The following is a 17,721-nucleotide window of genomic DNA, read 5'->3' as shown; positions in this document are numbered from 1 at the left end:
GTACGACACTGAGGGCGTGATCCGTTACGACGCCCTGGAAGCCCTGCCCGTACGCGGTGCCCTGCCCGCCCTGGCCGACGCCTTGGAGGGGCACGGCACCGCCGTCCTCGTGGCGCCGCCCGGCACCGGCAAGACGACGCTGGTGCCACTGGCCCTCGCGGGACTGCTCGGGGACGGGCCCGGGCGGCGCGTGGTCGTCGCCGAGCCGCGGCGGATCGCGGCACGGGCGGCGGCGCGGCGGATGGCGTGGCTGCTGGGTGAGAAGCCCGGCGAGAGCATCGGCTACACCGTGCGCGGGGAGCGCGTCGTCGGGCGGCACACGCGCGTGGAGGTCGTCACCACCGGTGTGCTGCTGCAGCGGCTGCAACGGGACCAGGAACTCGCCGGTGCCGACGTGGTGGTGCTCGACGAGTGTCACGAGCGGCACCTGGACGCGGACACGGCGGCGGCGTTCCTGTGGGACGTGCGGCAGACGCTGCGGCCGGAGCTGCGGCTGGTGGCCGCCTCTGCGACCACCGACGCGCAGGGGTGGGCGCAGCTGCTGGGCGGAGCGCCGGTGGTCCAGGCGCAGGGGACCGCCCATCCGGTGGAGACCGTGTGGGCGCCTCCGGTGCGGCCCGTCCGCCCGCCGCACGGGATGCGGGTCGATCCGGCGTTGCTGACGCATGTGGCGTCCGTGGTCCGCAGGGCACTGGCCGAGCGGACCGGGGACGTGCTGTGTTTCCTGCCGGGGGTGGGCGAGATCGCCCGGGTCGCCGGGCAGCTCGGGGGGCTCGGGGACGTCGAGGTGCTCCAGGTGCACGGGAGGGCGCCGGCGGCCGTGCAGGACGCGGTGCTGGTGCCCGGGGAGCGGCGGCGGGTCGTACTGGCCACGTCCGTCGCGGAGTCGTCGCTGACCGTGCCCGGGGTGCGGGTGGTGGTCGATTCGGGTCTGGCGCGCGAGCCGAGGGTGGACCACGCGCGCGGGCTGAGCGCGCTGACGACCGTACGGGCGTCGCAGGCCGCCGGGCGGCAGCGGGCGGGTCGGGCCGGGCGTGAGGCGCCTGGGGCGGTGTACCGGTGCTGGGCGGAGGCCGAGGACGCGCGGCTCCCGCGGTATCCGTCGCCGGAGATCAGGGTGGCCGACTTGACGGCGTTCGCCCTGCAGGTGGCGTGCTGGGGGGATCCGGACGCGTCCGGGCTGGCACTGCTGGACGGGCCTCCGGGTGGGGCGATGGCGGCGGCGCGTGAGGTGCTGGCGGCGGTGGGGGCGGTCGATACCGCCGGGCGGGCCACGGAGCGGGGAGTCGTACTGGGGCGGGTGGGTGTGCATCCCCGGCTGGGGCGGGCCTTGGTGGATTCCGTGCCGCTCATGGGGGCCGAGCGGGCCGCCGAGGTCGTCGCCCTGTTGAGTGAGGAGGCTCCGCGGGAGTACGGAGATGATCTGGCGGGCGCCTTGCGTCGTGCTCGGCGTGGCGGCGACGCCTATGCCTCGCGGTGGCGCAGTGAGGTCCGGCGGCTGCGGGCCGCCGTCGGGGAGATTTCCCACCCGGCCGCCCGTGACCGGCATCCGGGGGCCGGGGCGGAAATCCTCGGGACACTCTCCGAGGACCGCCGAGTGGGCCTCGTCGCTGCTCTCGCCTTTCCCGAGCGGGTCGCCAAGGCCGATGGCGGCTCGCACCTGATGGTGTCCGGAACACGGGCGGAGGTCGGCGCGGGGAGTGTGCTGCGGGATGCCGAGTGGGTGGCCGTGGCCGTGGCGGACCGGCCCCTCGGCCGGGGGCACGCGCGCGTGCAGTCGGGGGCGGTCGTGGACGAGGACGTGGCCCGGCTCGCCGCGGGGGCGCTGCTGGAGGAGCGGGACGAGGTCGGGTGGGACGGCGGGGACGTCGTGGCACGGCGGGTGGAGCGGCTGGGTGCCGTGGAGCTGACCGTGCGGGCGTTGCGGGACCCCGATCCGGGCCTCGTGCGCGGCGCGCTGCTCGACGGGCTGCGGCGGGACGGGTTCGGGCTGCTGCGGTGGTCGGCGGAGGCCGTCGTCCTGCGGCAGCGGCTCGCGTTCCTGCGGCTGCGTCTCGGTGAGCCCTGGCCGGACGTGTCCGACGAGGCGCTGCACGCGCGCGTGGAGGAGTGGCTGGAGCCGGAGCTCGGCCGGGCACGGCGGCGGGCCGATCTGGCGCGGATCGACGCCGGGGAGGCGCTCGCCCGGCTGCTGCCGTGGGCCTCCGGTCAGGCGGGGCGGCTCGAGGAGCTGGCGCCGGAGCGGTGGACGGTGCCGAGCGGGTCGAGGATCCGGATCGACTGGTCCCGGCCCGAGCAGCCCGTGCTGGCGGTGAAGTTGCAGGAGATGTTCGGGCTCCAGGAGTCGCCCCGGGTCGCCGGGGTGCCGCTGCTCGTGCATCTGCTGTCCCCGGCAGGGCGGCCGGCCGCCGTCACCGCCGACCTCGCCTCGTTCTGGCGGGACGGCTACAAGGGGGTGCGGGCGGAGCTGCGGGGGCGGTACCCGAAGCATCCGTGGCCCGAGGACCCGGCGAGCGCCGAGCCGACGAGGCACACCAACGCGCGGCTCAGGCGCTGACCGACGAGGGCTCTTCGGCCGCCGTGGAGGCCGGGCCGGAGGGGCGGCGGCCGCGGGCCTCGAGGTACAGCGCGAGGACCAGCAGGAGGGCACCGAGAGCCAGGAAGCCCCACGGCAGGTAGGACGTCATGAGCAGGACGAGCAGCCGCTGGGACTTCACCAGGTCGACCGTGTGCGCGAGATAGTCCTCACGCATCTTCACGTGTCCGGCGAACGCGGTCACCTTGCCGCGGTCGCCGAGAAGGCTGCCGCCGCGCAGTTCCTCCCGGTGGATCTCCTCTCCGTACACGGGGGCGCCGGTGAGGGGTTCGACCCAGAACTTGCGGACCGTGGTGTACCAGCGGGTCGTGCCGGTCCGGGCCACCGCCTCGGGGGTGAGGCCCTTGACGGGCAGGGTCTTGGGGATCTTGACCTTGGTCCAGGGGATGGTCTGTTCGAAGTAATAGACCTCCAGGCCGCGGAAGTCACGGGTGCCCTTGTAGGCGATGGGCGCGGTGACGCGGGCCTGCGCGTCGAAGTACTCGTAGTCCCGTTTCTCGGTCAGGAAGGGCCATTTGAACTCGATGCCCCGGCGGCGCACCGGGTCGCCGTCGACCATCTCGCCGGTGGCGTGGACGGGCTCCTGGGTGTGGGCGTCGAAGATGTAGCGCTCGGGGATCTTGGAGACCATCGCGCCGTCGGGGCCGACGACGTAGGACAGACCGTCCCAGACGACGACGTCCCGGCCCGCCGACTCCTCGATCCGCTCGGAGGCCTCCACGTTGCCCTTGAGGGTCTGGACGATGGTGACCTTGGAGACCTTCTTCGCCTTCATCGTGGCGTAGTCGAGGAGGGTGGCGTTCTTCGCCTCCAGGACCATGTCCTGGTACTGGTTCGCGGGAACCTTTGCCAGGCGCGGGAAGGCGTACCAGCGCAGCAGCGGGGACAGCGCCGCGAAGAACACGGCGAGGGCGAGCAGGACCAGGCCGGCCTTGCGGCGCATCTCGGCCTCCCTCCCGGGCGGGCGGTCAGGGGTGTGCGGGCACGGTCGTCAGCAGCGGTTTCGGGGACGTCCCGCCGGACGGGGAGCCGAGGGCGGTCAGCGCCAGGACCACGGCGAACGCGAGGACCAGACCGGTGGCGACGGCGATGAGAGTGCGCATGCAGAACCTCCCCACGGGTCGCGACGGACAGAACTGATGCACCGTCAGGTTCCTCGGCACCGTAGCAACGCGCGACGGAGATGAGAACAGGTTGCACACACAACGACGCCCCTCCTTGTAAGGAGGGGCGTCGTCTGTCGTACCTGAGAGCTACGCGCTCGGGCTGGCCGACGGGCTCGGCGCGGACGTCTCGGCCGCGGCCACGTTCAGTTCGACCGTGAGCGTCGCCCCGCCTGCCGTGGTGATGCGGAGCAGGAACGTGCCGGTGGTGTCGTCGGCGTACAGCTCGGGCAGCTTCAGCAAGCCCTTGGCGTCCGTCTTCAGACCCGTGAGGGTGCGGACGGTCTTGCCGTCGGCGCCCTTGAAGTAGGGACCCTTGTCGCCGGCGGTCGGGTCGTCCGCCGACTTGATCAGCGTGGCGGTGGCCGCGACACCGTCGGCGACGGCGCCCTTGTAGGTGGCCTTCACCTCGACCCGGTTCGCGAACTCGCCGCCGGGCGCGCAGGTCAGCGCGGCGTCGCCGGTGCGGACGAGGGTGTCGGCCGCGCGCTCGGTGACGGTGGCCTTGTAGTCGAGTCCCGGGACGGTTCGCCCCACGACGGTGGCGCGGAGGGTGACGGTGCCGGTCTTCTCTCCCGCTTGGAGGGCGGGCGCCACGGCCACGCCGGAGCTGTTGGTGGCGACCGTGGCCACACTCTCGCCGCCGGTGAAGGTGGTGTCCGTGTCGCCGAGGACGGTGAAGCGAACCCTGACCTTGGCGACGGCCTTGCCCGCCTCGGTCTCGGTGCGGGTGCTGATCCGCCGGCCGAACGCCTCGCCGGCCATGGCGGTGAGCTTTCCGGTGCCGGCGTCCTCCAGGTGATCCACCGTGTCGGTGGGGGTGGGAGGTGTCGTGGGCGGTGACGACGGGGTGTCGCCGGGCGGCGTGGCGGGCGGCTTCGGGGGCGTCGTACCGCCACCGCCCGGCTTCTCGGGCCTGCCGGGCTTCGGACTCGGCTTGGGCGACGGGCTGCCGGGAGGGGTGATGCCCGGTGCGGTGACACCCGGCGTGGTGGGCGTCGGGCTCGCGCCCGCGCCGCCGTCGCTGCGGTTGTCGGGCAGGCTGCCGGTGCCGTCCGGGACCTCGTGGGTGCCCTTGCGGTAGTACTCCAGCCACCTCATGACGAGGTTGAGGTAGTCCCGCGAGTTGTTGTAGCTGAGGATCGCCCGGTCGAGGTCGCCCTGCTGGGACAGGTCCCAGTTGTTGCGGCACAGGTAATGGCCGGCGGCGAGCGCGGCGTCGTAGATGTTGTTCGGGTCCTTCTTGCCGTCGGCGTTGCCGTCGCGGCCGGCCCAGGCCCAGGTGGAGGGGATGAACTGCATGGGGCCGACGGCCTGGTCGTACGAGCTGTTGCCGTCGTACGCGCCGTCGTCGGTGTCCTTGATGAGGGCGAAGCCGTTGCCGTCGAGCTGCGGGCCCAGGATCTTCTTGATGGTGGTGCCGTCGGCGTCGACGCGGCCGCCGCGCGCCTGCCCCGACTCCACCCGGCCGATGGCCGCGAGGAGTTGCCAGGGCAGGTTGCAGCCGGGCTTGGACTCGCGCAGCGAGGCCTCCGCCTTCTTGTAGGCGTCGAGGACGGTCGCGGGAATGCCGGCTTCCGTGGTGCCCGTGCCGCTGGGGCCGGGGCCCGTGGTCGGTGACGGGTTCGGGCTCTTCAGCGGAGGCAGGTCCGTGTAGTACGGCGAATTGCCGGTGGCGCTGCCGCCGGAGGCACTCGCTTCGGGGGAGGGTGTGGCGTCGGCGGCGGTCTGTCTGCCGTGGTCGTTCACGCCCGGAGCCTGAGAGGCGGACAGGGCCGCGACCGCTACCGCGGCCACGGCGGTCGTCGCCGCCCCTTTGCACAGCCTCCTGCCGAATTGCGCCGCCATAGAGTGAACCCCTCCCGTGGACGCCCGAGCGTCCGTCTACGTCTGCAGTGTTCGCCCTGTTGTGACGATCCAACCGCCCGAGGGGTTGCCCTCCGACAGCCACAACTCTGTTCTCGTGCGTGCTCTGCTCTTTACCGCCGTCGCGCATTCGACGCGCTCCCCGCGCGACGACTCTGGCGACCCTACGACAACTTCTTTTGCCCGGGCACCCGTTCGTGACCGTTTTTCACCAGTTGGCCATGTGCGCTTGTGACGTCGGCCGGCAGGGCGGCATCCCGCATACTGGGCCACTGACCGCCGGGTGCTCCGGTCTGGTGCAACGACCGTCGTGAGGAGCCGAGTTGCCGTTCACGCTGAGCCATGCGGCAGCCGTACTGCCCGCCGTCCGCACGGACGGCACCGGCCGGGGCCCGCTGGTGCCCGCCGTGCTCGTGGCGGGCTCCTTCGCGCCCGACATGACCTACTACGCGGCAAGTGTCTTTCCCGGGGCGATGGAGTTCGGTGACGTCACGCACGGGTTCGCGGGTGTGTTCACGATCGATGTGCTCATCGCATGGGCGCTGGTGGGGTTGTGGCTGCTGGTGCGTGAACCGCTCGTCGCGCTGCTGCCGCGGGCCCGGCAGGGGCGGGTGGCGGCCCTGCTGCGGTGCGGGGCGCCACTCGCGCTGGTGCGGCCGTCGCTGGTGGCGCGGTGGTACGCGTCCGCGGCGCTCGGTGCGTCGACCCATGTGGTGTGGGACGCGTTCACGCATCTCGACCGGTGGGGGATGCGGCTGTTTCCGGTGCTGGGCCGGGAGGTGGCGGGCTCACCGCTGTACTGGTACCTGCAGTACGGCGGTTCGGCGGTGGCCGCGGTCGTGATCGCCCTGTTCGTGGCACACGCGCTGCGGCGGGCGCCCCTGGGCGAGCCGGTGGGTGTCCCCGTGCTGGCGGTACGGGACCGGTGGGCGGCCGCCGCCGTGATCTGCGGCTTCGCTGTGGTGGGGGCGGTGCAGCGGGCGGCGCGGTGGTGGGCCTACTGGGGCTCGGCCGCGAAGCCGTGGGAGATCATTCCGACGGTGTGCTTCGGCGCGGGCGCGGGACTCGTCCCGGCGCTGCTGCTCTACGCCGTGGGGGTTCGGGTGCGGCGTCCGGTTCCGGTCCCCGTCGATCCTGTCCCTGCCGCGGCTACGGAGCCGAGCCGCCCGGCCGCTCGCTGACGACGCCGTCGGTCGTCGTGATGTATACGGTGATGGCGGTGTGCGCGGGGCGGGGACGTGGGAGCAGCGTGAGGACGCGGGTCAGACAGTCGCGGGCCAACCGGGCCCAGGGGCGGGAGGGTTTGCCCTGCGGGCCGGGGGTGACGGCTGCGCCGGGGAACCGGACCTCGTTGGGTGCGGGGCCGGTGACGGAGGGTGGACCGCTATCGGCCGGCTTGGCCTCGGCACCGACGAAGCCGGTGAGGGAGGCCGGATAGACGGCGCCGGCGAGGTCCGCCACGGCCTCGGTGCCGACGAGACCGGTCAGGGCGGCCACGGCCTCGGCCCCGACAAGAGCGGTGAGGGCGACCAGGGCGTCGGCGCCGGTGAGGGCAGGAGCGGCGGTCGGGCCACCTGCACCGGGGAGAGCCGTGGCGGCAACCGGGTCGGCGTCGGCGAACCGGCGTCCGCCGACTGCCGGACGCTGCCGAAGGTCCCTCGTCGCCCGGCGCAGGGCCCTACTGAAGGTGACGGGGACGCGAGCCGTACTCGCGGCGGCCTCGAACGCCGGGACCGGCTGCAGTGCCACGCCTGGGCCCGTGCGGCTGAGGAACGTGCGTATACCCATGCCCCGCATCTTCGCGACCGCCCGGGGCGGGGGCGCCTTCTCGGGGGCCACGCGAGTGACGGTTTCCGTGGGAGGGGGAGGGCTGGTGGGTGGCCGGGGCAGCCCGGCCGAGGAGGGGGCCCGCAGCGCGGCGGGGCGGGAGACCCGCAACCCAGCCGAGGCGGGAGACCTGCACTCCAGCCGAGGCCGGGGACTCGCCACCCCGGCCGAGGGGGGACACCTCGGGGGACAGGCCACCCCGGCCGAGGCGGGACACCCCCGCAGGAGGCCCGCACCCCCGGCCGAGGCGGGACACCCCCGCGGGAGGCCCGCACCCCGGCCGAGGCAGTACACCCCTCAACCCGGCCGAGGCGGGCACCGGGCTACGGGGGTAACTCACCCAGCCCGGTCCGACCACGTCCGTCGTCCCGCCCGGGCCCTCGCACCTCCCGGCCGTGCCGCGCAGCGCCTAGTGTGCTGCCGACTCCCAGTCCGCGCCCGAGCCCACCGAGACGCCCAGGGGGACGCGGAGGTCGACGGCGTTCGCCATCTCCCGGCGGACCAGTTCCTCGGCGGCGGACCGCTCGCCCGGGGCGATCTCCAGCACGATTTCGTCGTGGACCTGGAGGAGCATGCGGGAGGCGAGGCCGGCGTCCCTCAGGGCGTCGTCGACCTTGAGCATGGCGATCTTGACGATGTCGGCCGCCGTGCCCTGGATCGGCGCGTTGAGGGCCATCCGCTCGGCGGCCTCGCGGCGCTGGCGGTTGTCGCTGTTGAGGTCGGGGAGGTAGCGGCGGCGTCCGAAGAGCGTGGCCGTGTAGCCCGTCGCCCGGGCCTCGTCGACCGCCCGGCGCAGATAGTCCCGTACGCCGCCGAACCGCTCGAAGTACGCGTCCATCAGGGCGCGGGCCTCCGCCGCCTCGATGCTCAGCTGCTGGGAGAGGCCGAAGGCGGAGAGACCGTAGGCCAGGCCGTACGACATGGCCTTGATCTTGCGGCGCATCTCGGCGTCGACCGCGGTGGGCTCGACCGCGAAGACCTGGGAGGCGGCCGTGGTGTGCAGGTCCTCGCCGGAGGTGAACGCCTCGATCAGGCCCTCGTCCTCGGAGAGGTGGGCCATCACGCGCAGCTCGATCTGGCTGTAGTCGGCCGTCATCAGCGACTCGAAGCCCTCGCCGACGACGAAGCCCCGGCGGATGGCGCGGCCCTCGTCCGTGCGGACCGGGATGTTCTGCAGGTTCGGGTCGGTGGAGGACAGGCGGCCGGTGGCGGCGACGGTCTGGTTGAAGGTGGTGTGGATGCGGCCGTCCGCGGCGATCGTCTTGATGAGGCCCTCGACGGTGACGCGGAGCTTGGCCTGCTCGCGGTGGCGGAGCATGATCACCGGGAGCTCGTTGTCCGTCTGCGTGGCGAGCCAGGCGAGGGCGTCGGCGTCCGTGGTGTAGCCGGTCTTGGTCCGCTTGGTCTTGGGCAGCGCCAGCTCACCGAAGAGGACCTCCTGGAGCTGCTTGGGGGAGCCCAGGTTGAACTCGTGCCCGGCCGCCGCGTGGGCCTCCTTCACCGCCTGCTGGACAGCGCCGGCGAACATCTGCTCCATGGCCTCCAGGTGGGGCCGGTCGGCCGCGATGCCGTGCCGCTCCATGCGGGCGAGCAGCGCGGACGTGGGCAGCTCCATGTCGCGCAGCAGGTCGGCGGCGCCGACCTCCTCCAGGCGGCTCTCGAAGGCCTGGCCCAGGTCGAGGACGGCGCGGGCCTGGATCATCAGGGCCTCGGCCTCGGCGGCGTCGTCCGCGCCGAAGGCGAGCTGGCCGTCGGCCGCGGCGGCCGGGGTCAGCTCACGGTGCAGGTACTCCAGGGACAGCGCGTCCAGGTCGAAGGAGCGGCGGCCCGGCTTGACCAGGTACGCGGCGAGCGCGGTGTCCATGCTGACGCCTTCGACGCTCCAGCCGTGCTCGGCGAAGACACGCATCGCGCCCTTGGCGTTGTGGAAGACCTTGGGCCGCTCGGCGTCGGCGAGCCAGGCCGCGAAGGCCCGCTCGTCGGCCTCGTCCAGCTGGGAGGGGTCGAACCAGGCGGCGGGCCCTCCGGGCGCGGCGAGGGCGACCTCGGCGACGGAACCGGTGCCGAGCGCCCAGGTGTCGACCGTGGCGACGCCGAGGGGCTGGGTGCCGTGCTCGGTGAGCCAGGCGGGCAGCTCGCCGGTGCCGAGCACCGTGCCGTCCAGCTCCACGCCCTCGGCGCTGATCGGGGTGGTCTCGGCCTCCTCGGCGCCCGGGTCGACGGCGAAGAGGCGCTCGCGCAGCGACGGGTTGCGGATCTCCAGGGTGTCCAGGAGCATCGCGACGGCCTTGCGGTCGTAGGCCGCGCGCTCCAGCTCGGTGACCCCCTTGGGCAGCTCGACCCGGCGCTCCAGCTCGGTGAGCCGGCGGTTGAGCTTGACGGACTCCAGGTGGTCGCGGAGGTTCTGGCCGGCCTTGCCCTTGACCTCCTCGACGCGCTCGACGAGCTCGGCGAAGGAACCGAACTGGTTGATCCACTTCGCGGCGGTCTTCTCGCCGACGCCGGGGATGCCGGGGAGGTTGTCCGAGGGGTCGCCGCGCAGGGCCGCGAAGTCGGGGTACTGCGCGGGCGTCAACCCGTACTTCTCGAACACCTTCTCCGGGGTGAAGCGGGTCAGCTCGGAGACGCCCTTGGTCGGGTACAGCACCGTGGTGTGCTCGCTGACCAGCTGGAACGAGTCGCGGTCGCCGGTGACGATCAGCACCTCGAAGCCCTCGGCCTCGGCCTGGGTGGCGAGCGTGGCGATGACGTCGTCCGCCTCGAAGCCGTCGACCGCGAAGCGCTGGGCGCCCATCGCGTCCAGGAGCTCGCCGATCAGCTCGACCTGGCCCTTGAACTCGTCCGGGGTCTTGGAGCGGTTCGCCTTGTACTCCGTGAACTCCTGGGACCGCCAGGTCTTGCGGGAGACGTCGAAGGCGACCGCGAAGTGCGTGGGCGCCTCGTCGCGCAGCGTGTTGGCCAGCATCGACGCGAAGCCGTAGATCGCGTTCGTCGGCTGGCCCGTCGCGGTGGTGAAGTTCTCCGCGGGCAGCGCGAAGAACGCGCGGTAGGCCAGCGAGTGCCCGTCCATGAGCATCAGTCGCGGCCGGCTGCCGCCGGAGGTCTGGTCGGTCGTCTTCGATGCTGTCTCTGCCACGCCCCCGATCCTGCCACGCCCCACTGACACTCGGTCCCGCCCCCGCGGGTGCCGGGCTCGGGCGCGCACGACGGTGGGCCCCGCTCCCCCGGCCGCCTCCCCGGCCCGCCCGCATCCGCGGTCTCCCTCGCGTGCGAGGATTCGGAGGCCTACCTCACAGTGCGGTCGAAGGGGAGTGTGCGATGGCGTCGAAGCCGCCCACGAGTGATCCGGTCCAGGACGCGCCGCAGGTCGCCGGGCCGAAGCACGCGGCCGCGGGGCTCCCGGCGATCGGGCACACGCTGCGGATCGCCCAGCAGCAGATGGGTGTGAAGCGCACCGCGCTGACCCTGCTGAGCGTGAACCAGAAGGACGGCTTCGACTGCCCCGGCTGTGCCTGGCCCGAGCCGGAGCACCGGCACAAGGCGGAGTTCTGCGAGAACGGCGCCAAGGCCGTGGCCGAGGAGGCCACCCTGCGCCGGGTCACGCCCGAGTTCTTCGCCGCGCACCCGGTCGCCGACCTGGCCGGCCGCAGCGGCTACTGGCTGGGGCAGCAGGGCCGGCTCACCCACCCCGTGTACCTCCCCGAGGGAGGCTCCCACTACGAGCCGGTCACCTGGGAGCGCGCCTTCGACATCATCGGCGAGGAGATCGGCGCACTCGCCTCCCCGGACGAGGCCGTCTTCTACACCTCCGGCCGCACCAGCAACGAGGCCGCGTTCCTCTACCAGCTGTTCGCCCGCGAGCTCGGCACGAACAACCTGCCCGACTGCTCGAACATGTGCCACGAGTCGTCCGGTTCGGCCCTGTCGGAGACGATCGGCATCGGCAAGGGCAGCGTCCTGCTGGAGGACCTGTACAAGGCCGACCTGATCATCGTCGCGGGGCAGAACCCGGGGACGAACCACCCGCGCATGCTGTCCGCGCTGGAGAAGGCCAAGGGCAACAGTGCGAAGATCATCAGCGTCAACCCGCTGCCCGAGGCGGGCCTGGAGCGCTTCAAGAACCCGCAGACCCCGCAGGGCATGCTCAAGGGCGCGGCGCTCACCGATCTGTTCCTGCAGATCCGCATCGGCGGCGACCAGGCGCTGTTCCGCCTGCTGAACAAGCTGATCCTGCAGACCGGCGGCGCGGTCGACGAGGCGTTCGTGCGGGAGCACACACACGGCTACGAGGAGTTCGCCGAGGCCGCCCGCGCCGCCGACTGGGACGAGACGCTCACGGCGACGGGGCTGGGCCAGGAGGACATCGAGAAGGCCCTCCGCATGATCCTGGCCTCCGAACGCACCATCGTGTGCTGGGCGATGGGTCTCACCCAGCACAAGCACTCGGTGCCCACGATCCGCGAAGTGGTCAACTTCCTTCTGCTGCGCGGCAACATCGGCCGCCCCGGTGCGGGTGTGTGCCCGGTGCGCGGCCATTCGAACGTGCAGGGCGACCGCACGATGGGCATCTTCGAGCGGCCCGCTCCGGCGTTCCTGGACGCCCTGGAGAAGGAGTTCGGCTTCGCTCCCCCGCGCGAGCACGGCTATGACGTCGTGCGCGCCATCCGCGCCCTGCGCGACGGCGAGGCGAAGGTCTTCTTCGCCATGGGCGGCAACTTCGTGGCGGCGTCCCCCGACACGGAGGTCACCGAGGCGGCCATGCGCCGGGCCCGGCTGACCGTGCACGTGTCGACGAAGCTGAACCGCTCGCACGCGGTCACGGGCGCGCGTGCCCTGATCCTGCCGACGCTCGGCCGCACCGAGCGCGATCTGCAGGGCAGCGGCGAGCAGTTCGTGACGGTGGAGGACTCGATGGGCATGGTGCACGCCTCCCGGGGGCGCCTGGAGCCCGCGAGCCGGCACCTGCTGTCGGAGCCGGCCATCGTCAGCCGGTTGGCCCGCCGCGTGCTCGGCGAGAACAGCCGCACTCCGTGGGAGGAGTTCGAGAAGGACTACGCGACGATCCGGGACCGCATCGCGCGCGTGATCCCGGGCTTCGAGGACTTCAACGCGCGCGTGGCCCGCCCCGGAGGCTTCGCGCTCCCCCACGCCCCACGCGACGAGCGCCGCTTCCCCACGGCCACCGGCAAGGCCAACTTCACCGCCGCGCCCGTGGAGTACCCGCGGCTGCCCGAGGGCCGCCTGCTGTTGCAGACGCTGCGCTCGCACGACCAGTACAACACCACGATCTACGGCCTCGACGACCGCTACCGGGGCATCAGGAACGGCCGCCGGGTGGTGCTGGTCCACCCCGAGGACGCGCGGGCCCTGAAGCTGGCGGACGGGTCGTACGTCGACCTGGTCGGCGAGTGGAAGGACGGTGTGGAGCGCCGGGCGCCCGGCTTCCGTGTCGTGCACTACCCGACGGCCCGGGGCTGCGCGGCCGCGTACTACCCGGAGACCAACGTCCTGGTGCCGCTGGACGCCACGGCAGACACCAGCAACACCCCGGCCAGCAAGTCCGTCGTGGTGCGTCTGGAACAATCGGCCACCGACTGAGCGTTCGCTCAGTGAGACAGGCAGCCGAGTGACGAGGACGAACGGAGCCGGGCCCGATGGGTGAGCAGCAGCATGTGAAGTTCCCGCAAGAGGTCATCGACGAGTACGCCGCGCTCGGCGTGGACCTCCTGGCCCTGTTCTCCGCGGGCCACCTCGGGAACCGGATGGGCGTCCAGATCTCCGAGGCGTCGGCGGACCGGGTCGTCGGGACCATGCCGGTGGAGGGCAACACGCAGCCCTACGGGCTGCTGCACGGCGGGGCCTCCGCGGTGCTGGCCGAGACCCTGGGCTCGATCGGTTCGATGCTGCACGGCGGCAGCTCCAAGATCGCCGTGGGTGTCGACCTGAACTGCACCCACCATCGCGGGGTGCGCTCCGGGCTGGTCACCGGTGTCGCGACGCCGGTGCACCGGGGGCGGTCGACCGCCACGTACGAAATCGTCATCACGGACGAAAACGACAAAAGGGTGTGCACGGCCCGGCTGACCTGCCTCCTGCGCGACGTCAAGCCGGGCGACGAGGAACTCATCCGCGCCGCGAACTGACCGACGCGCCGGGCGCCGTGCGCACCGGCGTACCGCCCGACGTAGGGAAAACCCTGGAGAGGCGGTCGCGCTCTTGTCGCGGCCGCCCCCCGGGCACTTCACTGGCGCCCACCCCCACAGGAGAAGACCCGTCCGACCCGCAGAAGGGTTTCTCTTGACCTCCGTACGCGCCTTCGCCGTCACCGCCGCGGCCTGTGCCACCGTGCTCGCCACCGCGCTGCCGTCCTCCGCCATCAACTCCTACAACGCCGCCCCCGCCCCCGAACGCACCGAGGTCGGCGCGCTCGTGGCCACCTGGGACGACGACGGCGACCCCGCGACCCCCGACCGCGTCGACTGGGTCTGCTCCGGCACCATGGTCGACGCGGACACCTTCCTGACCGCCGCGCACTGCACCTCGGACTGGCCCGACAACGTGCGCTTCTACGTCTCCCTCGACCAGGACGTGCAGTCGGGCCTCGACGCGGCGGCGAAGAAGTACCCGGGCGACCCGGCCGCGCAGGCCGCCGCCGTCGCCGTCCCGGGCACCGCCCACACCCACCCCGCATATCCGGGGCCCGCCTCCGACACCCACGACATCGCGGTGATCCAGCTGCCCGCCGCCCAGGTCAAGGCCCGCTGGAGCTTCACACCGGCGACCCTGCCCACCGCGAACCAGCTCGGCAGGCTCGGCCCGCAGGGCCTGAACGACACCGACTGGATCGTCGCCGGATACGGCACCCAGGAGGCCGTCAACGGCCCCGGCGGCCAGACCCACCCCGGCGGCGGCGTCCGGATGAAGGCACCCGTCACCTTCAACGCCCTCAACGACTCCTGGGCCCGGCTCGCGATGACCGCGCCCCAGGGCAACGGCGGCGCCTGCTACGGCGATTCGGGCGGACCCAACTTCGCCGTGCTCGGCGGCAAGAGGATCCTCGCCGCCACCACCATCACCGGCGACACCCCCTGCTACGCGACCAACGTGACGTACCGCCTGGACACCCCCGGCGCCCGCGCCTTCCTCTCGCCGTTCGTGAAGCTGCCGTAACCCCTGCCGACGCAACCCGAGGCCCCGCCGCATCGCGCACCCGGCGAAGCGGCGGGGCCCCTCGCGTCTTCGCCCCGGACTCCATGAACCAGTCAACTCAGCTGATTCCAAGAAGAGTTGAGCGCTCACCGGCGTGAAGGCGCCCCGCCCGGCCCAGTGTCCCGCCGCTGCCGGAACCGGCTGCCGCCCCGGCGGAGAACGGCGGTCGTCGCAGCCGTGCACGCCCTCGCGGCCGTAGCCCTGCCGCAGACCCTCGCAGCCGACCGGCGCCCGGCCCGCCCACCGGCCCAGCCCCCCCGTCGCGCCCTCACCGCGCCGGCCCGCACGCCCCGCCCCATACCGTGGAAATCACCGTTTCCGATTACCCGGCACTTCCCCAGGATGCCGGCCATCCCTTTCTCGGCGTAACGCTCCGTAACGCGCGCGCAATACACCACCCCGGTTTCACGATCCGGCCGCACTCACGCCCGGGACCTTTCCGATCTCTTCCGGGCCGCATGCGGCCCGGGCACCGCACGATCTCAGCCATGGCCAACCGGAAGTGCGGGTTCTCAGAATGCGGACCTCGGCGAAAATCCACCAAACCCGTCGAGAGGGCCCGCCGTGGAGACCGGGCATCCACCCCGTCATAACAAGAAAGTCACAAGCGAGCCCGCGCCGCTGACCCTGCCCTTACCCCGGGCTTAGAGTCACGGCCAGTCACCGCCTCCATCGGGAGTTCGGTACCAGCGCGGCACTCACCCCCCGACCAGGGCGGGGCCTGCCTGTGAAAGGACTGATTGTGCGACAGCGTTCCTTGGTGATTCTTACCTCCGTTCTCACGACCGGAGCTCTGACTCTCACCGCCTGCGGCTCCCGAGACGACAGCGGTGACAAGGGCGGAGACAACGGGAGCGGCACCACGCTGACCATCGGCGTCGACGCCCCCCTCTCCGGTGAGAACTCCACCACCGGCCTCGGCATCCAGTACGGCGCCCAGATCGCCATCGACGACGCCAACAAGAACAACTGGGTCCCGGGCGTGAAGTTCAAGCTCAAGGCCCTGGACGACAAGGCGCAGCCCGCCACCGGCCAGTCCAACGCCACCAGCATCGTCGGCGACAAGACCGCCGTCGGCGCCGTCGGCCCGCTGAACTCCGGCGTCGCCCAGACGATGCAGCAGGTGTTCGCCTCGGCCAACATGGTCCAGATCTCCCCGGCCAACACCGCGCCCGAGCTCACCCAGGGCAAGAACTGGCAGACGGACAAGAAGCGTCCGTTCAAGACCTACTTCCGTACCGCCACCACCGACGAACTGCAGGGCAGCTTCGCCGCCGGCTACGCGTACAACGGCCTCAAGAAGAAGAAGGCCTTCGTCGTCGACGACAAGCAGACCTACGGCGCCGGCCTCGCGAAGATCTTCAACGAGCAGTACAAGAAGATGGGCGGCAAGGTCGTCGGCACCGACCACGTCAACACCGGCGACAAGGACTTCGGTTCCCTCGTCACCAAGATCAAGAACTCCGGTGCCGACCTGCTCTACTACGGCGGCCAGTACGACGAGTCCGCGCTGATCACCAAGCAGCTCAAGGACGCCGGCGTCAAGATCCCGCTGTTCGGCGGCGACGGCATGTTCGCCTCCACCTACATCGAGGCGGCCGGCAAGTCCTCCGAGGGCGACCTCGCCACCGCCATCGGTGTCCCCGCCGACACCCTGCCCGCGGCCAAGACGTTCATCCAGACGTACAAGGACAAGGGTTACAAGGGCGACTACGGCGCGTACGGCGCCTACGCCTACGACGCCACCACCGCCATCATCAAGGCCGTCAAGGCCGCGGCCGACGCCAACGGCGGCAAGGTGCCCACCGACATCAACGACCTGCGCTCCAAGGTCGTCGACGGTGTCCAGAAGTCCGACTTCGAAGGCCTCACCGGCAAGATCTCCTTCGACCAGTACGGCGACACCACCAACAAGCAGCTGACGGTCTACCAGGTCGAGAAGGGTGCCTGGAAGGACGTGGAGACCGGCACCGCCGACCTGAAGTAACCCGGCCCGCCACAACGCCGCACCACGGGCCGCGCGGAAGGAGGACCCCGACCGCGCGGCCCGTTTCCACACCCCCACACAGCACACGACCACGCACACATCCAGTGCACACGACCACCAGCGACATGGAGGCCATGCGGTGAACACCCTGCCGCAGCAGCTGGCCAACGGGCTGCTTCTCGGCTCGATGTACGGGCTGATCGCCATCGGCTACACGATGGTGTACGGCATCGTCCAGCTCATCAACTTCGCGCACGGCGAGATCTTCATGACCGGGGCCTTCGGCGCCCTCACGGTCTACTTCTACATCCTCCCCGACGGCACCTCGATGGCCATCGCCGTACCGATGATGCTCATCGGCGGCGCCCTCGTGGCCATCCTCATCGCCGTCGGAGCGGAACGGTTCGCCTACCGCCCCCTGCGCGGAGCCCCACGCCTGGCACCGCTCATCACGGCCATCGGCCTCTCCCTGGCCCTCCAGGAGGTCGTGCGCAACTTCTACCCCGGCGCCGACCGCGCCCGCGCCTTCCCCGGCCTCGACAACACCCACGACATCGGCTCCGTCACCATCAAGGACGCCGACATCTTCCTCATCCTGGCCGCCGTCCTCTGCATGGCCGCCCTCGCGATCTTCGTGCGCCGCAGCCGCACCGGCCGCGCCATGCAGGCCACCGCGCAGGACCCCGACACCGCGCAGCTGATGGGCATCGACACCAACCGCATCATCGTCATCGCCTTCGCCATCGGCGGCTTCTTCGCCGCCGTCGCCGCCGTCGCCTACGGACTCAAGTACGGCAACGTCGACTACCGCATGGGCTTCCTGATGGGCCTCAAGGCCTTCACCGCGGCCGTCCTCGGCGGCATCGGCAACATCTACGGCGCCATGCTCGGCGGCGTCGTCCTCGGCATCGCCGAAACCCTCGCCTCCGCCTACATCGACGAGATCCCGGGCATGCAGCAGCTCGGCGGCCAGAGCTGGGCCAACGTGTGGGCCTTCTGCCTCCTCATCCTCGTGCTCCTCTTCAGGCCACAGGGCCTGCTCGGCGAGCGCGTCGCGGACAGGGCGTGATCAC

Annotated in this window: 12 protein-coding genes; 7 read left to right on the top strand and 5 right to left on the bottom strand. The window is 71.9% G+C overall.

Annotation, left to right across the window (positions count from 1 at the left end):
• Window positions 1–16: 16 nt before the first annotated feature.
• The gene (gene hrpB / locus ABTX60_RS02720) at window positions 17–2,557 is read left to right on the top strand and encodes an ATP-dependent helicase HrpB (protein ID WP_352095274.1); all 2,541 of its coding nucleotides are present in this window, start codon (window positions 17–19) and stop codon (window positions 2,555–2,557) included.
• Here hrpB and pgfA read toward each other — a convergent pair.
• The 3 genes from pgfA to ABTX60_RS02705 all read right to left on the bottom strand — a co-directional run bounded on the left by pgfA (window position 2,547) and on the right by ABTX60_RS02705 (window position 5,607).
• Window positions 2,547–3,539 carry a cell envelope lipid trafficking protein PgfA gene (pgfA, locus tag ABTX60_RS02715; RefSeq protein ID WP_352095273.1) on the bottom strand — a complete coding sequence of 331 codons (993 nt, stop codon included), beginning with the start codon at window positions 3,537–3,539 and terminating at the stop codon, window positions 2,547–2,549. The genes hrpB and pgfA overlap by 11 nt on opposite strands.
• 25 nt (window positions 3,540–3,564) lie before the next feature.
• Window positions 3,565–3,699, bottom strand: coding sequence for an SPW_0924 family protein (locus tag ABTX60_RS02710; protein WP_352095272.1), 135 nt, complete (start codon window positions 3,697–3,699; stop codon window positions 3,565–3,567).
• Window positions 3,700–3,849: 150 nt separating this feature from the next.
• Window positions 3,850–5,607: a lytic transglycosylase domain-containing protein gene (locus tag ABTX60_RS02705; RefSeq protein WP_352095271.1), complete on the bottom strand. Its 1,758-nt coding sequence runs from the start codon at window positions 5,605–5,607 to the stop codon at window positions 3,850–3,852.
• A 341-nt stretch (window positions 5,608–5,948) separates the two neighbouring features.
• On the opposite strand from ABTX60_RS02705, the gene ABTX60_RS02700 reads away from it, so the two are divergent.
• Window positions 5,949–6,806: a DUF4184 family protein gene (locus ABTX60_RS02700; RefSeq protein WP_352095270.1), complete on the top strand. Its 858-nt coding sequence runs from the start codon at window positions 5,949–5,951 to the stop codon at window positions 6,804–6,806.
• Here the strand turns inward: ABTX60_RS02700 and ABTX60_RS02695 are convergent.
• Both ABTX60_RS02695 and polA read right to left on the bottom strand, forming a co-directional pair.
• The gene (locus tag ABTX60_RS02695; RefSeq protein ID WP_352095269.1) at window positions 6,775–7,413 is read right to left on the bottom strand and encodes a hypothetical protein; all 639 of its coding nucleotides are present in this window, start codon (window positions 7,411–7,413) and stop codon (window positions 6,775–6,777) included. The two genes, ABTX60_RS02700 and ABTX60_RS02695, sit on opposite strands and share 32 nt — an antisense overlap.
• 448 nt (window positions 7,414–7,861) lie before the next feature.
• A complete protein-coding gene (gene polA, locus ABTX60_RS02690) occupies window positions 7,862–10,588 on the bottom strand; it encodes a DNA polymerase I (protein ID WP_352095268.1) in 2,727 nt (908 codons plus the stop codon).
• Window positions 10,589–10,770: 182 nt separating this feature from the next.
• On the opposite strand from polA, the gene ABTX60_RS02685 reads away from it, so the two are divergent.
• The 5 genes from ABTX60_RS02685 to ABTX60_RS02665 all read left to right on the top strand — a co-directional run bounded on the left by ABTX60_RS02685 (window position 10,771) and on the right by ABTX60_RS02665 (window position 17,717).
• Window positions 10,771–13,050, top strand: a complete 2,280-nt coding sequence (locus tag ABTX60_RS02685) for an FdhF/YdeP family oxidoreductase (protein ID WP_352095267.1) — start codon at window positions 10,771–10,773, stop codon at window positions 13,048–13,050.
• Between the two features lie 56 nt (window positions 13,051–13,106).
• Window positions 13,107–13,595, top strand: coding sequence for a PaaI family thioesterase (locus ABTX60_RS02680; RefSeq protein ID WP_104779429.1), 489 nt, complete (start codon window positions 13,107–13,109; stop codon window positions 13,593–13,595).
• 154 nt (window positions 13,596–13,749) lie between these two features.
• Window positions 13,750–14,622 (top strand): trypsin-like serine protease, encoded by an 873-nt coding sequence (locus tag ABTX60_RS02675; RefSeq protein WP_352095266.1) that lies wholly within the window; start codon window positions 13,750–13,752, stop codon window positions 14,620–14,622.
• Window positions 14,623–15,418: 796 nt separating this feature from the next.
• Window positions 15,419–16,648, top strand: coding sequence for a branched-chain amino acid ABC transporter substrate-binding protein (locus ABTX60_RS02670; RefSeq protein WP_352095487.1), 1,230 nt, complete (start codon window positions 15,419–15,421; stop codon window positions 16,646–16,648).
• Between the two features lie 139 nt (window positions 16,649–16,787).
• Window positions 16,788–17,717, top strand: a complete 930-nt coding sequence (locus ABTX60_RS02665) for a branched-chain amino acid ABC transporter permease (protein WP_352095265.1) — start codon at window positions 16,788–16,790, stop codon at window positions 17,715–17,717.
• Window positions 17,718–17,721 lie beyond the last annotated feature (4 nt).

The organism is Streptomyces sp. NPDC126510, from assembly GCF_040302345.1.
In the GTDB taxonomy this organism is placed as follows: domain Bacteria; phylum Actinomycetota; class Actinomycetes; order Streptomycetales; family Streptomycetaceae; genus Streptomyces.
This window is presented reverse-complemented; position numbering and strand designations above follow the sequence as displayed.

What these genes read in the sequence shown, in the direction of transcription:
- pgfA (WP_352095273.1), bottom strand. Translation starts at nt 3,539, where the DNA reads ATGCGCCGCAAGGCCGGCCTGGTCCTGCTCGCCCTCGCCGTGTTCTTC.
- ABTX60_RS02710 (WP_352095272.1), bottom strand. Translation starts at nt 3,699, where the DNA reads ATGCGCACTCTCATCGCCGTCGCCACCGGTCTGGTCCTCGCGTTCGCC.
- ABTX60_RS02705 (WP_352095271.1), bottom strand. Translation starts at nt 5,607, where the DNA reads ATGGCGGCGCAATTCGGCAGGAGGCTGTGCAAAGGGGCGGCGACGACC.
- ABTX60_RS02695 (WP_352095269.1), bottom strand. Translation starts at nt 7,413, where the DNA reads ATGGGTATACGCACGTTCCTCAGCCGCACGGGCCCAGGCGTGGCACTG.
- ABTX60_RS02685 (WP_352095267.1), top strand. Translation starts at nt 10,771, where the DNA reads ATGGCGTCGAAGCCGCCCACGAGTGATCCGGTCCAGGACGCGCCGCAG.
- ABTX60_RS02680 (WP_104779429.1), top strand. Translation starts at nt 13,107, where the DNA reads ATGGGTGAGCAGCAGCATGTGAAGTTCCCGCAAGAGGTCATCGACGAG.